Source organism: Sphingopyxis sp. OAS728, from assembly GCF_014873485.1.
Taxonomy (GTDB): Bacteria; Pseudomonadota; Alphaproteobacteria; order Sphingomonadales; family Sphingomonadaceae; genus Sphingopyxis.
The window spans coordinates 2,948,317-2,961,594 of the sequence record NZ_JADBDT010000001.1 but is presented as its reverse complement, the minus strand read 5'-3'; the positions used below and the strand labels follow the sequence as shown (position 1 = coordinate 2,961,594).

16 protein-coding genes are annotated in these 13,278 nt (G+C 64.8%); 3 read left to right on the top strand and 13 right to left on the bottom strand.

Translation table 11 applies throughout. The features are described from left to right. Positions 1-90: 90 nt before the first annotated feature. The gene (locus tag GGC65_RS13970) at positions 91-2,181 is read left to right on the top strand and encodes a TonB-dependent receptor (RefSeq protein WP_192647734.1); all 2,091 of its coding nucleotides are present in this window, start codon (positions 91-93) and stop codon (positions 2,179-2,181) included. Positions 2,182-2,226: 45 nt separating this feature from the next. Here GGC65_RS13970 and gpmA read toward each other — a convergent pair whose 3' ends face one another. Next, positions 2,227-2,913, bottom strand: coding sequence for a 2,3-diphosphoglycerate-dependent phosphoglycerate mutase (gpmA, locus tag GGC65_RS13965; RefSeq protein ID WP_192647733.1), 687 nt, complete (start codon positions 2,911-2,913; stop codon positions 2,227-2,229). A gap of 188 nt (positions 2,914-3,101) precedes the next feature. Between gpmA and GGC65_RS13960 the strand changes: the two genes are divergently transcribed. Continuing rightward, entirely contained in the window at positions 3,102-3,563 is a 462-nt protein-coding gene (locus GGC65_RS13960) for an Hsp20 family protein (protein WP_192647732.1), read from the top strand. A 64-nt stretch (positions 3,564-3,627) separates the two neighbouring features. Here the strand turns inward: GGC65_RS13960 and GGC65_RS13955 are convergent, their stop codons facing one another. From GGC65_RS13955 to GGC65_RS13900, 12 genes are all read right to left on the bottom strand, one after another. Further along, entirely contained in the window at positions 3,628-4,101 is a 474-nt protein-coding gene (locus GGC65_RS13955; RefSeq protein ID WP_192647731.1) for a GNAT family N-acetyltransferase, read from the bottom strand. Next, complete coding sequence (locus GGC65_RS13950; RefSeq protein WP_192647730.1) at positions 4,101-5,210, bottom strand: M14-type cytosolic carboxypeptidase; 1,110 nt, start codon at positions 5,208-5,210, stop codon at positions 4,101-4,103. The genes GGC65_RS13955 and GGC65_RS13950 overlap by 1 nt, the downstream gene beginning before the upstream one ends. Beyond that, positions 5,207-5,827, bottom strand: a complete 621-nt coding sequence (locus tag GGC65_RS13945; protein WP_192647729.1) for a DUF4136 domain-containing protein — start codon at positions 5,825-5,827, stop codon at positions 5,207-5,209. Before GGC65_RS13945 ends, GGC65_RS13950 begins: the two co-directional genes overlap by 4 nt. A gap of 68 nt (positions 5,828-5,895) precedes the next feature. Further along, positions 5,896-6,561, bottom strand: coding sequence for a cell wall hydrolase (locus tag GGC65_RS13940; protein WP_192647728.1), 666 nt, complete (start codon positions 6,559-6,561; stop codon positions 5,896-5,898). A 197-nt stretch (positions 6,562-6,758) separates the two neighbouring features. Beyond that, a complete protein-coding gene (locus GGC65_RS13935) occupies positions 6,759-7,097 on the bottom strand; it encodes a DUF1491 family protein (protein WP_192647727.1) in 339 nt (112 codons plus the stop codon). A gap of 21 nt (positions 7,098-7,118) precedes the next feature. Then, on the bottom strand, positions 7,119-7,583 hold the full coding sequence (locus tag GGC65_RS13930; RefSeq protein WP_192647726.1) for a PTS sugar transporter subunit IIA: 465 nt from the start codon (positions 7,581-7,583) through the stop codon (positions 7,119-7,121). A gap of 151 nt (positions 7,584-7,734) precedes the next feature. Continuing rightward, entirely contained in the window at positions 7,735-8,310 is a 576-nt protein-coding gene (hpf, locus tag GGC65_RS13925) for a ribosome hibernation-promoting factor, HPF/YfiA family (protein WP_192647725.1), read from the bottom strand. 46 nt (positions 8,311-8,356) lie between these two features. Then, positions 8,357-9,055 carry a DNA polymerase III subunit epsilon gene (gene dnaQ / locus GGC65_RS13920; RefSeq protein ID WP_192647724.1) on the bottom strand — a complete coding sequence of 233 codons (699 nt, stop codon included), beginning with the start codon at positions 9,053-9,055 and terminating at the stop codon, positions 8,357-8,359. A gap of 19 nt (positions 9,056-9,074) precedes the next feature. After that, a complete protein-coding gene (gene coaE, locus GGC65_RS13915; protein ID WP_192647723.1) occupies positions 9,075-9,698 on the bottom strand; it encodes a dephospho-CoA kinase in 624 nt (207 codons plus the stop codon). Then, positions 9,695-10,507 carry a shikimate dehydrogenase gene (aroE, locus tag GGC65_RS13910; RefSeq protein WP_192647722.1) on the bottom strand — a complete coding sequence of 271 codons (813 nt, stop codon included), beginning with the start codon at positions 10,505-10,507 and terminating at the stop codon, positions 9,695-9,697. Before aroE ends, coaE begins: the two co-directional genes overlap by 4 nt. Further along, complete coding sequence (locus GGC65_RS13905; protein WP_192647721.1) at positions 10,504-11,100, bottom strand: Maf family protein; 597 nt, start codon at positions 11,098-11,100, stop codon at positions 10,504-10,506. Before GGC65_RS13905 ends, aroE begins: the two co-directional genes overlap by 4 nt. Further along, on the bottom strand, positions 11,097-11,909 hold the full coding sequence (locus GGC65_RS13900; protein WP_192647720.1) for a pyruvate, water dikinase regulatory protein: 813 nt from the start codon (positions 11,907-11,909) through the stop codon (positions 11,097-11,099). Before GGC65_RS13900 ends, GGC65_RS13905 begins: the two co-directional genes overlap by 4 nt. Before the next feature lie 337 nt (positions 11,910-12,246). Here GGC65_RS13900 and hemE point away from each other — a divergent pair, with 337 nt between their 5' ends. Further along, the gene (gene hemE / locus GGC65_RS13895) at positions 12,247-13,275 is read left to right on the top strand and encodes a uroporphyrinogen decarboxylase (RefSeq protein ID WP_192647719.1); all 1,029 of its coding nucleotides are present in this window, start codon (positions 12,247-12,249) and stop codon (positions 13,273-13,275) included. Positions 13,276-13,278 lie beyond the last annotated feature (3 nt).

Sequence of the window (13,278 nt, the reverse complement as noted above, 5' to 3'; positions counted from 1 at the left end):
GTTGGTAGACATGTAATGACAATATAATTGTTGCGAATTATTCGCGATTGGGGAGGGCTTCTGTTTCGATAGCGGCCGCGAGGGGGAAATATGTCGGCCGTTTTTCACGGGTCATCGCTGGCCATATTGGCTTTGCTGTCGGTCGCGCCTGCTGCCGCGCAGGAGCCCACCGGCGACGCACCGCCCGCGATCCCGGTCCCGGTGAATGGCGCCGAGCGTTACACGCCCGCCGATTTCACGCGCTTCGCGCCGCGCACCGCGCTCGACATGGTCGAGAAGGTCCCCGGCTTCCTGATCGTCACGGGCACCAATGGCGGCGAGCGCGGGCTGGGCGCGGCGACCGAGAATGTGCTGATCAACGGCGAGCGCATCGCGAACAAGTCGACCGACGCGCGCACCGCGCTGGCTCGGATCACCGCCGCCGAGGTCGCCTATATCGACATCGTCGACGGCGCGGGGCTGAATGTGCCGGGGCTGACCGGGCAGGTCGCCAACGTTGTGCTCGTCGCGGGCGCGGGGAGCGGCGGGTATAAGACGACGATCCGCTGGCAACCCGAATGGCGCCCGCGGCTCGACAAGAACTGGCTGAACGGCGAGATTTCGGCGACGGGCAAGCTTGGCGGCACGACTGTGACACTGAGCCTGAAGAATGAGGCGCGGCGTCAGGGACATTGGGGTCCCGAACAGCGGTTCGACAGCAATGGCGAGCTGTTGTTCGTCCGCGACGAGTTCGGCCGCTACAACGCCGACCAGCCGCGCCTGTCGGCGGCGCTCGCGCGCACCACCGCGAACGGCAACAAATGGAATTTCAATCTGGGCGGTCAGCTGGTCAAGCTCGACGAGCGGGTGGACGGAACCTCGGTTCAGCCCGGCGCCGGCACGGTGCGCGAGGCGTTCCGCTTCACCGAGGACGAGTATAATTTCGACATCGGCGGCGATTATGAGCTGGGGCTGGGCAAGGGCCGGCTGAAGCTGATCACCCTGTACCGGTTCGAGCACAGCCCCTTCGTCGACAGCTTCATCGTCGACCGCGAGATCGGCGGGCGCACCGGCGAGCGATTCAAGCAGAGTGCCGACGAGGGCGAGTCGATCCTGCGCGGCGAATATAGCTGGCGCACCGGCGGCGGTACCGACTGGCAGGTCGCACTCGAGGGCGCGTACAACACGCTCGACGTCGATTCCGAGTTCGCGACCTTGCAGGCCGATGGCAGTTTCCTGCCCGTCACCTTCGGCGGCGAGCGGACCAGGGTCGAGGAAAAGCGTGGCGAGGCGTCGCTGACCTGGGGCCGTGCGCTCGCGTCCAATCTGACCGCACAGGTCAATCTGGGGGCCGAATATAGCGAGCTGACCTCGTCGGGTCCGGACGGGCTGACGCGCCGCTTCGTCCGGCCGAAGGGCAAGGTCGCGCTGGCGTGGAAGGTTCGCGGCAGGACGACGATCAACTGGTTCCTCCAGCGCCGCGTCGACCAGCTCGACTTTTTCGATTTCGCGAGCTCGGTCGACGTCGCGAACGGGCAGGGCAATGGCGGCAACGGTAAGCTGGTGCCGCCGATCGTCAATCGTAGCGAACTGGAATTCGTGCAGGACATGGGCGCGTGGGGCAATGCGTCGGTCGCCTTCGCTTACGCCTATGCCGAGGATCTGGTCGATCAGGTGCCGCTGTCCCCGACGACCGAAGGGCGCGGCAATTTGCCGCCGTCGCATCTCTATCGCATCAGTTCGAAGGCGACCTTGCTGCTCGACCGGCTGGGGTGGAAGGGCGCGCGGATCAACAGCGACATTACCTGGCGCCGCAACCGCGTGCGCGATCCGCTGACCGGCGCGTGGCGCGACCAGAGCGAGGGGCAGGAATATGTCGTCGACCTCAGCCTTCGCCACGATATTCCCAAGACCGACCTCGCATGGGGCGCTGGCTATTTCGATGAACGCTACAGCCCGAATGTCCGGCTCGGCGCGATCGAGAAGGAATATACCGGCGGCCCCTTCGTCACCGCGTTCATCGAGCATAAGGATGTCGCGGGCTTCACCGTGAAGCTGTCGTACCGCAACCTTGCCGGGATGAAGGACGGGTTCGACCGGACGGTGTTCGTCGACCGGCGCGACGGGCCGCTGGCGTTCAGCGAGCGGAGGCTGCGCAAGTTCGGGCGGTTTTTCCAGCTGACGGTGACGGGGACGCTTTAGGTATCGCGTAGCCATGGGCCCCGGCTTTCGCCGGGGTACACGGTCTTACTTCTCGCTCAGATAATAGCGCTCGCGCGCCGTCAGATCGTCGTTCAGCTCATAGACGATCGGCTGGCCGGTCGGGATTTCGAGCCCGGTAATGTCGGCGTCCGAAATGCCCGAGAGATGCTTGACGAGAGCGCGCAGGCTGTTGCCATGCGCCGAGATCAGCACCGTCTTGCCCGCCGCGAGTTCGGGGACGATTGCGGTTTCATAATAGGGCAGCACGCGCTCGATCGTATCCTTCAGGCTTTCGGCCGACGGGATGGCGATGCCGGCGTAGCGCGGATCGGTCGACAGGTCCCACGGCGAGCCCGCTTCGAGCGGCGGCGGCGGGATGTCGAAGCTGCGACGCCAGATCTTGACCTGATCATCGCCATGCTTGGCCGCGGTCTCGGCCTTGTCGAGCCCGGTGAGCCCGCCATAATGACGCTCGTTGAGGCGCCAGTCCTTCGTGACGGGGAGCCAGAGGCGGCCCATCGCCTCGAGCGCGAGGTTCAGCGTCTTGATCGCGCGCGACTGGACCGAAGTGAAGCAGGTGTCGGGCGCGATGCCCTTCGCCTTCATCAATTCGCCCGCGGCGACCGCTTCGGCGACGCCCTTTTGGGTGACATCGACATCCCACCAGCCGGTGAAGCGGTTTTCGAGATTCCACTGCGACTGGCCGTGACGGATGAGGATGAGCTGGGGCATTTCGGATCCTTGCGCTGGAAGAGAGTCGCCGCCCTTTAGCGCGGCTTTTCGCCGAACGCCAACCGCCCTCTTGAAATGGTTTCGAGGGCTACCAGATTGTTTTCATCCGGCCGCCGACACGGGGCCGGGTGGCGATCGCGGCGGCCGCCGCGGTCCCTGACTTCGCTTTGTAAAAGGAAGAAAGATCCATGCGTAACAGTTTCGACTGGACCCCCTATCGCCGTTCGACCGTCGGTTTCGACCGCCTGTTCGATTTCCTCGAAACCGGCGGTTCGGGGGCCGAAAATTATCCGCCCTTCGACATCGAAAAGGTCGCCGACGACCATTTCCGCATCACCGTCGCGGTCGCCGGCTTCAAGTCCGACGAGATCGACATCACCGCGCAGCAGAATATGCTGACCGTCAGCGGCCGCAAGGCCCCGGTCGCCGAAGGCGAGGGGCGCCAGCTCCTCTATAGCGGCATCGCGACGCGCGCGTTCGAGCGCCGTTTCCAGCTCGCCGACTTCGTGCGGGTGGAAAAGGCCGACCTGTCGGACGGCCTGCTCGCGATCGACCTCGTGCGCGAGGTGCCCGAGGCGATGAAGCCGCACAAGATTGCGATCGGCGGCACGCAGCCGACCTTGTTCGATGCGGACAAGAAGGCCGCGTAAAGCGAGCTTAAAGATTGAACGAATTTGCGGGGTCCGGAGTCCCTTCCGGGCCCCGTTTTCGTTTCTAGAGCGCGCGCGTCATGAAGCGGCTGAATGGGTCGGGTTTATAGTCGGCGAAAGGCTCGCACTCGGTGAAACCGTAGCGCTGGTATAATGCGATCGCGGGTTCGAACGCCCCGCTCGAACCGGTTTCGAGGCTGAGGCGTTCGAGCCCCCGTTCGCGCGCGACGTCGATGATATGGTCGAGCATATGCGCGGCGACACCCTGCCGCAGGAAGCCCTCCGCGGTGCGCATCGATTTGATCTCGCCGTGCGCGCTACCCAGCATCTTGAGCGCGCCGCACCCCGCAAGCTCGTCGCCGCGGTGAATCGACCAGAAGGTCACGCCGTCGGCGCGCAGCCCGTCGAAATCTAGGAAGTGACAGCTTTCGGCCGGCGAGTTCGCCAGCATGCCCGCGAAATGCACTTCGAGCAGCGCGCGGATGGCGACGCCCGACAAATCATCCTCGACGATCCGCCAGGCGTCCACCTTTCGCATCAGAGCAGCTGGTCCAGCGTCGCGAGGCACGCGTGCGCGAGCAGCTTCGAGCGTTCGGGCGACCAGCCGGCAACGGGATCGGGCAGGTCGCGATTGTCCTTGAAGGGCATTTCGAGCGTCATCGACACCGCGCCGAAACGCTCGGCAAGCTGCGTCGTCGACATCGACAGATTTGCTTGCCCCGGCGCCGATTCGGCGTAACCAAGGTCGACCTGGAAATCGGGCGTGTTCGCGGCAAGCGCAGCTTCGAACGCCTTATATTTTTCGGTCTGCTCCGCCTTCAGCGACGGGATTCCCTCGAAGCCCGCGAGGAAGACCGCGGGGATCGCTTCGTCACCGTGGACGTCCATCGCCCAGTCGACGCCGGTCGCGTCCATCGCATTGCGCACAGCGAGCACTTCGGGGCTGCGTTCAGCGGTCGGATTGTCCCACTCGCGGTTGAGGTTCACGCCCGCGAAATTGGTGCGCAGGTGGCCGCGGCACGAACCGTCGGGATTCATGTTCGGGACGATATGGAAGCGGCATTTCTGGCGCAACGAACGCGCGTGCGGGTCGGCCGGATCGACGAGCTTTTCGAGCGCGCCTTCCATCCACCATTCGGCCATGCTCTCGCCGGGGTGCTGGCGCGCATAGAGCCAGACCTGCGTCTCGCCCGTGCCGAGTTCGAGGCAATCGATCGACTGGCCTTCGAGGCTGGTGCCGAGGCAGCGATAAGTGACGCCTTCACATTCGGCGATCTGAGCGACGAGGTCGTGATGACGCTCCATCGAGTAAGGCGCGAAATAGGCGATGTAGAGGATCGGGCTTTCGGCGGTGTGCTGGATCGTCAGCGTGCCGGCATCATAATTTGTATCGAGGCGGAACCAGGTTTCGCGATCGGTGCTCGCGCAAGCGGCATAGCCCGGCCAGCCGTCGGGATAGGCCGAGTCGGCGAGCCCCGTGATCGCGAGGTCGAGCGCATCGCCGACGCTGCACGACACGCGAAAATGGAACCACTGGAAAAAGTCCGAGTCGCGGTCCTTGCGGATCGACAGGCGGGCGGACGTGCCGTCGACGGCATCCACGACGATATTGCCGCTGTCGAAAGCGGCGTTGATGGTGATGGTCATTTGACGCTGATAGTGCGTCCCGATTCCCCGGGGAAGTCCTTGAATAGCGCGTCTGCCAATTTCGCCGCCGCGAGGCTGGGCTGGCTGGCGGGTGCCTTCACCGGGACCACGGTCACGGCGCGGCCTTCCCACAGGGCTTGGCCGCTCGCCGCATCGTCGATGCGCACCGCGAGCTGAAGATCGGCCATCCGTTTCGGACCGCCGCCAAGATTGACGCCGATACCGAGCCCGACTCCCGATCCGTAGCTGCCGGTCGAACCGCCGACCCCGACCGAGACGGGCGAGCGCCGACCAACATCTTCGCGGTTCATGCGTTCGAAACCGATGCGCACCTTCAAGGGCGCGCGCACGCCGTCGGACGCCGCGACGAGTCCCTGCCGCTGCAATTGCTGTTCGACCGCGGTGCGGTAGCTGTTCCATTCGAGCGAGGGCGCGTCGATCATCGCCCCAGCGTTACCGAGCGGGGCGGTGTCGACGGTGTAGCGCGTGCCCGGCGCCCAGCCCGCGGGCGCGCTGGCGTGGAAGCGCGTGACTTCAACCGGGGGAACCGCAGTGGCGCAGCCACCGAGGGCGAGCGCCGCTGCCGAGAGCAGGGCGACGGAAATTTGACGCGTCATCCCGCCATCATGCGCCAGCAAATATGGCTTGGCAATGAACGGGATGCCTCTGCATCCCGTTCATCGGATCACCGATAGAAGATGTGGTTGTCGATCTGCGCGATGCGCGTCTTGCGCCAACCCGGCGAGACATAGCGGGCGTGGAAGAAGAGCGCGCCGGGGGCGTGGTTCTTCCAGCTGCCGTCGCGGGCGATCTGCGCGATCGCGACGGCGTTGTTCCACTGCGCGGCGTTGCGGACGGCAGGCATCTTGCCACCGCGGACAAAGCTGAACTGGCTCTTCTGGTGGACGACGCCGCACAGGCTCTTGGGGAATCGGCCCGACTGGGCGCGGTTGATCACGACATGCGCGACCGCGAGCTGACCCGGAAGCGATTCGCCGCGCGATTCGAAATAGACCGCGCCGGCGAGGCAGCGCAGTTCGGGATCGATGTCGGCGGGCTTGGGCGTCGCGGCGACGAGTTCGGCGAGCGAATCGGCGGTCACCGGGGCCGGTTTCGGCTCGGGAGCGGATTCGCTTTCAATTTTCTTGTCATCTTCGACCGGCAGTTCGGCATCGGTCGGCGGGTCCGCCGCTTCATCCGCGGCCGGCGCGTCGGCGCCCGGCAGGATGATCGCAGGGAGATTGGCGTCGGCCGCAAGATCGCTTGCAAAGCCCGGTTCCGCCAGAAGCAGCATGGAGGCGGCAGTCATGCCGACGGCAGCCATGCCGGCTACGTTCAAAATGCGACTCATAGTGTCCGTCAAAAGTGCGGCCGATGAACCGAACCTCTCAAACCAGGCGGGGGACTATGGTCCTGTATCGCCGCCTGCGGTCATCGTCCGACTGCGTGTCCAAACCGTTTTGTCGGGTGCGTTGCATGGGCAGTGCAACCCGCGGATCGACCTACGCGTTATCGAATGGGCGCCAGTTATTGTGCGCCGCAACAGAGTCAAGTTAACGCAGCCCACTCCGCGACGAGTTGTGGCGCATCTGCGATATCCAGTTCAATCAGCCACAGATCGGGATCGGCCTTTCGCCGCCGCTCCTGATAGTTGGTGCGCGATTCACTATCTTTTGCGTCGGTTGGACCAACCGCTTCCCAGATATAGTGGCCATCCATGGAAAAACGGCGTTCGAGCAGCGGCCCCGCTTCACCGCGCTCGCTACATTGGACGAGGATGATTCCCGAAGTGTCATCGCCTTTGGCGAGCACGGTGGCGAATCCGCCCGCCGCCTCGGTGCGTCGAAGCAGCAGATCGACGAGGAAGCGGCTCTTCAGCCGCGCCACAGGGCGACTCGCGGCGCCGCGTTATGCCGCGTCACGCGTTTCGGTGTCGGCGAGCATCGCATACAGCGCTTCGTCGCTCTTCGCGCCGCGCAGCCGCTCGGCAATCGCGTCGTTGCGCAGCATGCGCGACACGCCCGCGAGCGCCTTCAGATGATCGGCACCCGCGTCGAGCGGCGACAGCAGGATGAAAAGCAGGTCGACCGGCAGGCCGTCGACCGCGTTGAAGTCGATCGGCTTGGCGAGTTGCAGGAACAGCCCGCGGACGCCGCCGAGATCGGCCATCTTGGCATGCGGCAGCGCGATACCACGACCGAACCCGGTCGAGCCGAGGCGTTCGCGTTCGAGCAGGGCTTCGCTGACTTCGCCGGCATCGAGGCCGAGCGAACGGCTGGCGAGATCGCCCACGAAAGGGAAGAGCGCCTTTTTCGAATCGAGCTGCACATGCGCGCGCACGGTCGCCGGATAAAGAAGAGAAGAAAGATTCATTGCTCGGTCAAATCTTGTTAAACGCCGGCCGCCGCCAGACACTTAGCTGCTGGCAGGCGATCGCGGATCTGTCGTGGCAGGCCCCCCGCCATCCCAGCTGTGGGCATCGTTGGGCGCGGCCCTTAAGCCGGATGGCGGAGAAAATCCAGCCCTATCGTGGTTCGACCCATCCGATCGTCCCGTCGTCGCGGCGATAGACCATGTTGTGCGTGCCGGTCTTGCTGTTGACGAAAAGCAGCGCGTTGGTGTTGCGAAGGTCGAGCATCATCACCGCGTCGGACACGCTGCTGCTCGGGATATCGACACGCGTTTCGGCAATGATCGCAGGCGCATCGCCCGCATCCTCATCGTCGCCGCCGCCGTCGAAAACGATATAGCTGGCGTTATCCTCGATCTCGTCGACCGTCGGCGAAGGTTCGGCGGGGCCGTTGTTACGATCCTTCAATCGCCGCATGTAGCGCCTGAGCTGTTTTTCGATCCGCTCGGCGGCGCCTTCGAACGCGACATGCGCGTCCTGCGCCTGGCCGTGCCCCTTCAGCACCAGCCCTTGCATCACATGCGCGACGATGTCGCATTGGAAGCTGTCGTGCGGCCCTTTGCCAAAGGTCGCGTGCGCCCCGATCGCGCGGGAGAAATATTTGTCGGCAATCGCGTTCATCCGATCCGATACGTGCGACTGCAGCGCTTCGCCGGTTTCGATCTGGTGGCCAGAGACGCGGATTTCCATTTTTCTTCTCCTTCTTGGCCGGCGCGATGACTTTAAGGGAGTGTCATCACACCGTATCGAGCCACAGCGGCTGGTTCAGCCCTGCGACAAATTCGGCGTGGCGCGCGAGTTCGGCAGCCGACGCCATATGGGGACGGGGTTCGCGAAAGGGACGGTCGGGGCCGCGGGCGGCGGGGGCCGAGACGACCATCGTTTCCGATGCGCCGGCAGATGCTGCAAGCCCAAGGCCGATCTGCCGGCCGCCCGTCATTTCGATATAGAGATGCGCGAGCAGTTCGGCGTCGAGCAGCGCGCCATGCTTGACGCGGTGGCTGCGGTCGATTCCGTAGCGCGTGCAGAGCGCGTCGAGGCTGTGTTTCGCGCCGGGATGCAGCTTGCGCGCCATTTGCACGGTGCAGCACATGCGCGCCATGTCGAGCGCCGGCCGGCCGGCACGCGCGAGCTCGGCATTGACGAAACCGAAGTCGAAGGCGGCATTGTGCGCGACGAGCGGTGCGTCGCCCAGAAATTCGATGAGTTCGTCGACGCGAGTCGCAAAGAGCGGCTTGTCCGACAGGAACTGGATCGACAGCCCATGCACGGCTTCCGCAGCGGCAGGCATGTCGCGTTCGGGGTTGAAATAGGCGTGAAAGGTGACGCCGGTCTCGCGGCGGTCGACCAGCTCGACACACCCGATTTCGACCAGCCTGTCCCCGCTCTTGGGATCGAAACCCGTGGTTTCGGTATCGAAAATAATCTCGCGCATCGAGGCCTTAATCTGGACCCTATCGGGCGCGGAAACAAGAGGCGATGAATCGAATCTGGCGGTGCGTCTCGCTTTTGGGGCGCCCCGTTTCGATGATGAAGTTAGCGCGCGACCGCTTGACGCGATCGGGAACCTGCAGGCGGCGGATCGCTTTCAATTTCGCTGCGGTCATGCCTGGACGGCGCATCACCCGCTTGCGCTGCATCCAGGCCGGCGCCGAGACGACGGCGATCGCGCCGACCTTTCGCCAACCGCCCTTTTCGAAGAGCAAGGGGATATCGAGCACGACGACGTCGCGGGCGCGGTGGCGCGCGAGAAAACGTTTCTGCGCCTTGCCGACCGCGGGATGGACGATCGCCTCGAGCGCGGCGAGTTCGTGCGTGTTGCCGAGCACGAGCGCCCCGAGTTTCTTGCGGTCGACCCCCTTCGCGCCGGTCGTGCCGGGAAAGCGCGCCTCGATCGCCGCGACGAGCGCGCCGCCGGGGCCCTGCAGCCGGTGCACCTCGGCATCGGCGTCGAACACGGGGACGCCTTCGCGGACAAACATCGCCGCGGCGGTCGATTTCCCCATGCCGATCGATCCGGTGAGTCCGAGGATGAAGGGGCGGCGGAGCCGCGAACCAAGGCGCTTGTGATGCGTCATGCCGTCAGCAGCGCGCGCAGCTCCTCGTCGCGGCCTTCAGGCGGGGATTTGCCGAAGAAGAGTTCGAAAGCCAGCGCGGCCTGGCCGATCAGCATGTCGAGCCCGTCGACGGTGTCGAGCCCGCGTGCTTCGGCCGCCTTGAGGAGGCCCGTCTGCAGCGGCGAATAGACGAGGTCGTAGACGATCGCATCGCCCGGGAGCGGCGACAGGTCGAGATCGAGCGGCGGTTGGCTCTTCATGCCGAGGCTGCTCGAATTGACGAGCAGCGATACCGGCGGGAGCTGGGCGTCGAGCGCCACGACATCGCCCTTGAGCCCGAAGGTCGCGAGCAGTCCCATCGCCTTCAGCGGGCTGCGGTTGAGGATCGTGACAGGGCCGACATGGGCGCGGGCGAGCGCGAACAGCACCGCGCGCGCGGCACCGCCGGCGCCGACGACCGCAACCGGCGCACCCTCGAGATCGAGTTCGGCGAGCGGCGAGTAGAAGCCCGCGGCGTCGGTATTGGTGCCGATCAGCGATCCGTCCTGCTGCCGGACGACCGTGTTCATTGCGCCGATCGTGCCGCGGATGTCGCCGGGATCTTCGACAAGATCCATCACCGCCGCCTTGTGCGGCATGGTGACGTTGCATCCGCGCCAGTCGGGATCGCCGCGGCGTTCGGCGATATAGGCGGCAAGGTCGTCGGGCTTCACATGCGCGCGGCGGTAATCGCCGGCGAGCCCGAGCGCTTCGAGCCAGAAGCCATGGATCAGCGGCGATTTCGATTGCGCGATCGGATCGCCGATCACTTCTGCGTATGGCGTGCTCATTGCGGCGCCAATCCGGTGGTGCGCAGCCACGCGAGCAGGGGAAGCATCGGCATGCCGATGATGGTCCAGGGGTCGCCCTCGACCCGTTCGAACAATTGCACGCCCGCTCCTTCGATTTCGTAACAGCCGACGGTCCAGCGGATGCTGTCCCATTCGCGCGCGACATAGTCGGCGATGAAGGCGTCCGACAAGGGGCGCATCCAGAGCTTTGCCTCGCCGATCGCGCGCCACACGGGTGCGCCGTCGCGTGCGGCGACCGCGGCGCTGAACAGGCGATGGCGCGCACCTGCCATGCGGCGGAGATGGTCAGCAGCGTCTTCGGGGCTTTCAGGCTTTGCGAGCATCGTGCCGTCGTCGAGCGCGAGGGTAGAGTCAGCGCCGATCACGGTGACACCGGGAAGGCGCGACGAGATTTTGACCGCCTTCGCCTCGGCAAGCGCGTCGGCGATGTTGCGCGGCGTCTGGCCGGCGGCGAGCAATGAGGCGGTCAGTGCTTCCTCGTCGACGTGCGCGGCGCTGGTTTCGAAGGTCAGTCCGGCGGCGCGAAGCATCGCGGCACGACCGCTGCTTTGCGAGGCGAGAAGCAAGGTCATGCCGGGCTGCGATCCTCGACGAGCTTGATCACCGCGGCGGCGGTTTCCTCGATCGATCGGCGCGTAACATCGATCACCGGCCAGCCATTGTCGGCGAACATCCGCCGCGCATAAGCGAGTTCGGCCTTCACCCGCTCGTCGTCGACATAGCTCGTCTCGGGTGCTTGATTCAGCGACAGCAGGCGGTTGCGGCGCACCTGAACCAGCCGGTCGAGCCCCGTCGTCAGCCCGACGACCATCGGGCGCTTCAGGTTGAACAGCGCGTTCGGCGGCGGCGATTCGGGGACGATCGGGATATTCGCGGTCTTGAAGCCGCGGTTCGCGAGATAGATACTTGTCGGGGTCTTCGAGGTGCGCGACACGCCCGCCAAGACGATGTCGGCCTGTTCCCAATTTTCCCATCCGATGCCGTCGTCGTGCGCGACGGTGAACTGGATCGCGTCGACGCGCGCGAAATAAGCGGCGTCAAGCGCATGTTGCCGGCCGGGACGCGCCTTGGCTTCCTGCCCGAGCATTCGCGACAAAGCGTCGGTTACCGCGTCGAGCGCAGCAACGGTGGGCAGATTGAGCGCGGTCGCGCGGCGTTCGAGGCTGACGCGCAACTCGCCGTTCACGAGCGTGAAGAGGATCATGCCGGGGCTCGCCTGCACCTCGGCCATGATGCGGTCGAGATGCGATTCCGATCGGACCATCGGCCAGAAGTGGCGCACGACCTCGACATCGTCGAACTGCGCGATCGCCGCCTTGGCGATATTTTCGAGTGTCTCGCCCGTGGAGTCGGATATGAGATGAAGGTGAAGCCGGCCCATCGCGGCACCATGGCGGGAAACTCCCGAAAAAGGCAAGCTGCGAAGCGATTAGCCTATCTGTGGATAAGTTTTGGAGAAGCGCGGGGAGCAAATCGGGACGATCGATTCATCCCCGTCCGTGTCGATTCCGCTCCACCACTTGTCCACAAAGGATGAATCTTATCCACAGGCTGTGAATAGCGGGAAAAGGACCGAGCGACTCTGTAGCGGGCGGCGATGGCGATGGAGTCAAGCTGTTGGCAAAAACGACGACCCGGCCTACAGCCGCGTTGTCCGCCGACCAACAAACCACCACAATCATATTCTATATTATATTGAGAAGAGAAAGAGGGCCCGCGTGAAGGCGTCACCGAAGAGTCTGCTCGCAACGTTGCGCGGGGTGCGTCAGGAGCGCCCACCCCTCTGGCTAATGCGCCAGGCCGGACGCTATCTTCCCGAATATCGCGCCCTTCGCGAAACCAAGGGCGGCTTCCTCGAGCTTTGCTACGATCCCGAGGCCGCGGCCGAAGTCACGTTACAGCCGATCCGGCGCTTCGGTTTCGACGGATCGATCCTCTTCTCCGACATTCTCGTCATCCCGCACGCACTCGGCCAGCATCTGTGGTTCGAGGCGGGCGAGGGGCCGCGGCTCGCGCCGCCGCTCGTCGACAGCGCCCTAGCGTCGCTCGAAGCCGCGCCGCAGCGCCTCGACCCCGTCTATGAAACCGTCGCGCGGGTTGCTACATCCCTGCCGCCTGAAACGACCTTCCTCGGCTTTGCAGGAAGCCCGTGGACGGTCGCGACCTATATGGTGGCGGGGCAGGGGTCGAAGGATCAGGCCGCCGCGAGGCGGCTCGCGTTCGGCGATCCAGCGGCATTTCAGAATATCATCGATGCGATCGTTGACCTGACCGTCACCTATCTGTCGGGGCAGATCGAAAATGGCGTCGACGCCGTCCAATTGTTCGACAGCTGGGCGGGCAGCCTGTCGCCGGCGCAATATGAGCAATGGGTGATCGTGCCCAACGCCGAGATCGTCCGCCGGTTGAAGGGGCTGCATCCCGATACGCCGGTCATCGGCTTTCCAAAGGGAGCGGGTGGCAAGCTTCGCGCTTATGCCGACGAAACCGGGGTCGACGCGATCGGGCTCGACGAGACGGTCGATCCGGTGTGGGCCGACGCCGCCTTGCCGGCGCGTCTTCCCGTACAGGGCAATCTCGACCCGCTCGCGCTCGTCGCGGGCGGCGAAGCGCTCGATGCCGCGATCGACCGCATCCTTGCGGCTTTCCCGTCGCGTCCCCATATCTTCAATCTCGGCCATGGGATCGTGCCCGACACGCCGATCGCCCATGTCGAACATCTGATCAGACGCGTTCGCGGCGGGTAATCT

What these genes read in the sequence shown, in the direction of transcription:
- GGC65_RS13970 (WP_192647734.1), top strand. Translation starts at nt 91, where the DNA reads ATGTCGGCCGTTTTTCACGGGTCATCGCTGGCCATATTGGCTTTGCTG.
- gpmA (WP_192647733.1), bottom strand. Translation starts at nt 2,913, where the DNA reads ATGCCCCAGCTCATCCTCATCCGTCACGGCCAGTCGCAGTGGAATCTC.
- GGC65_RS13960 (WP_192647732.1), top strand. Translation starts at nt 3,102, where the DNA reads ATGCGTAACAGTTTCGACTGGACCCCCTATCGCCGTTCGACCGTCGGT.
- GGC65_RS13955 (WP_192647731.1), bottom strand. Translation starts at nt 4,101, where the DNA reads ATGCGAAAGGTGGACGCCTGGCGGATCGTCGAGGATGATTTGTCGGGC.
- GGC65_RS13950 (WP_192647730.1), bottom strand. Translation starts at nt 5,210, where the DNA reads ATGACCATCACCATCAACGCCGCTTTCGACAGCGGCAATATCGTCGTG.
- GGC65_RS13945 (WP_192647729.1), bottom strand. Translation starts at nt 5,827, where the DNA reads ATGACGCGTCAAATTTCCGTCGCCCTGCTCTCGGCAGCGGCGCTCGCC.
- GGC65_RS13940 (WP_192647728.1), bottom strand. Translation starts at nt 6,561, where the DNA reads ATGAGTCGCATTTTGAACGTAGCCGGCATGGCTGCCGTCGGCATGACT.
- GGC65_RS13930 (WP_192647726.1), bottom strand. Translation starts at nt 7,583, where the DNA reads ATGAATCTTTCTTCTCTTCTTTATCCGGCGACCGTGCGCGCGCATGTG.
- hpf (WP_192647725.1), bottom strand. Translation starts at nt 8,310, where the DNA reads ATGGAAATCCGCGTCTCTGGCCACCAGATCGAAACCGGCGAAGCGCTG.
- dnaQ (WP_192647724.1), bottom strand. Translation starts at nt 9,055, where the DNA reads ATGCGCGAGATTATTTTCGATACCGAAACCACGGGTTTCGATCCCAAG.
- coaE (WP_192647723.1), bottom strand. Translation starts at nt 9,698, where the DNA reads ATGACGCATCACAAGCGCCTTGGTTCGCGGCTCCGCCGCCCCTTCATC.
- aroE (WP_192647722.1), bottom strand. Translation starts at nt 10,507, where the DNA reads ATGAGCACGCCATACGCAGAAGTGATCGGCGATCCGATCGCGCAATCG.
- GGC65_RS13905 (WP_192647721.1), bottom strand. Translation starts at nt 11,100, where the DNA reads ATGACCTTGCTTCTCGCCTCGCAAAGCAGCGGTCGTGCCGCGATGCTT.
- GGC65_RS13900 (WP_192647720.1), bottom strand. Translation starts at nt 11,909, where the DNA reads ATGGGCCGGCTTCACCTTCATCTCATATCCGACTCCACGGGCGAGACA.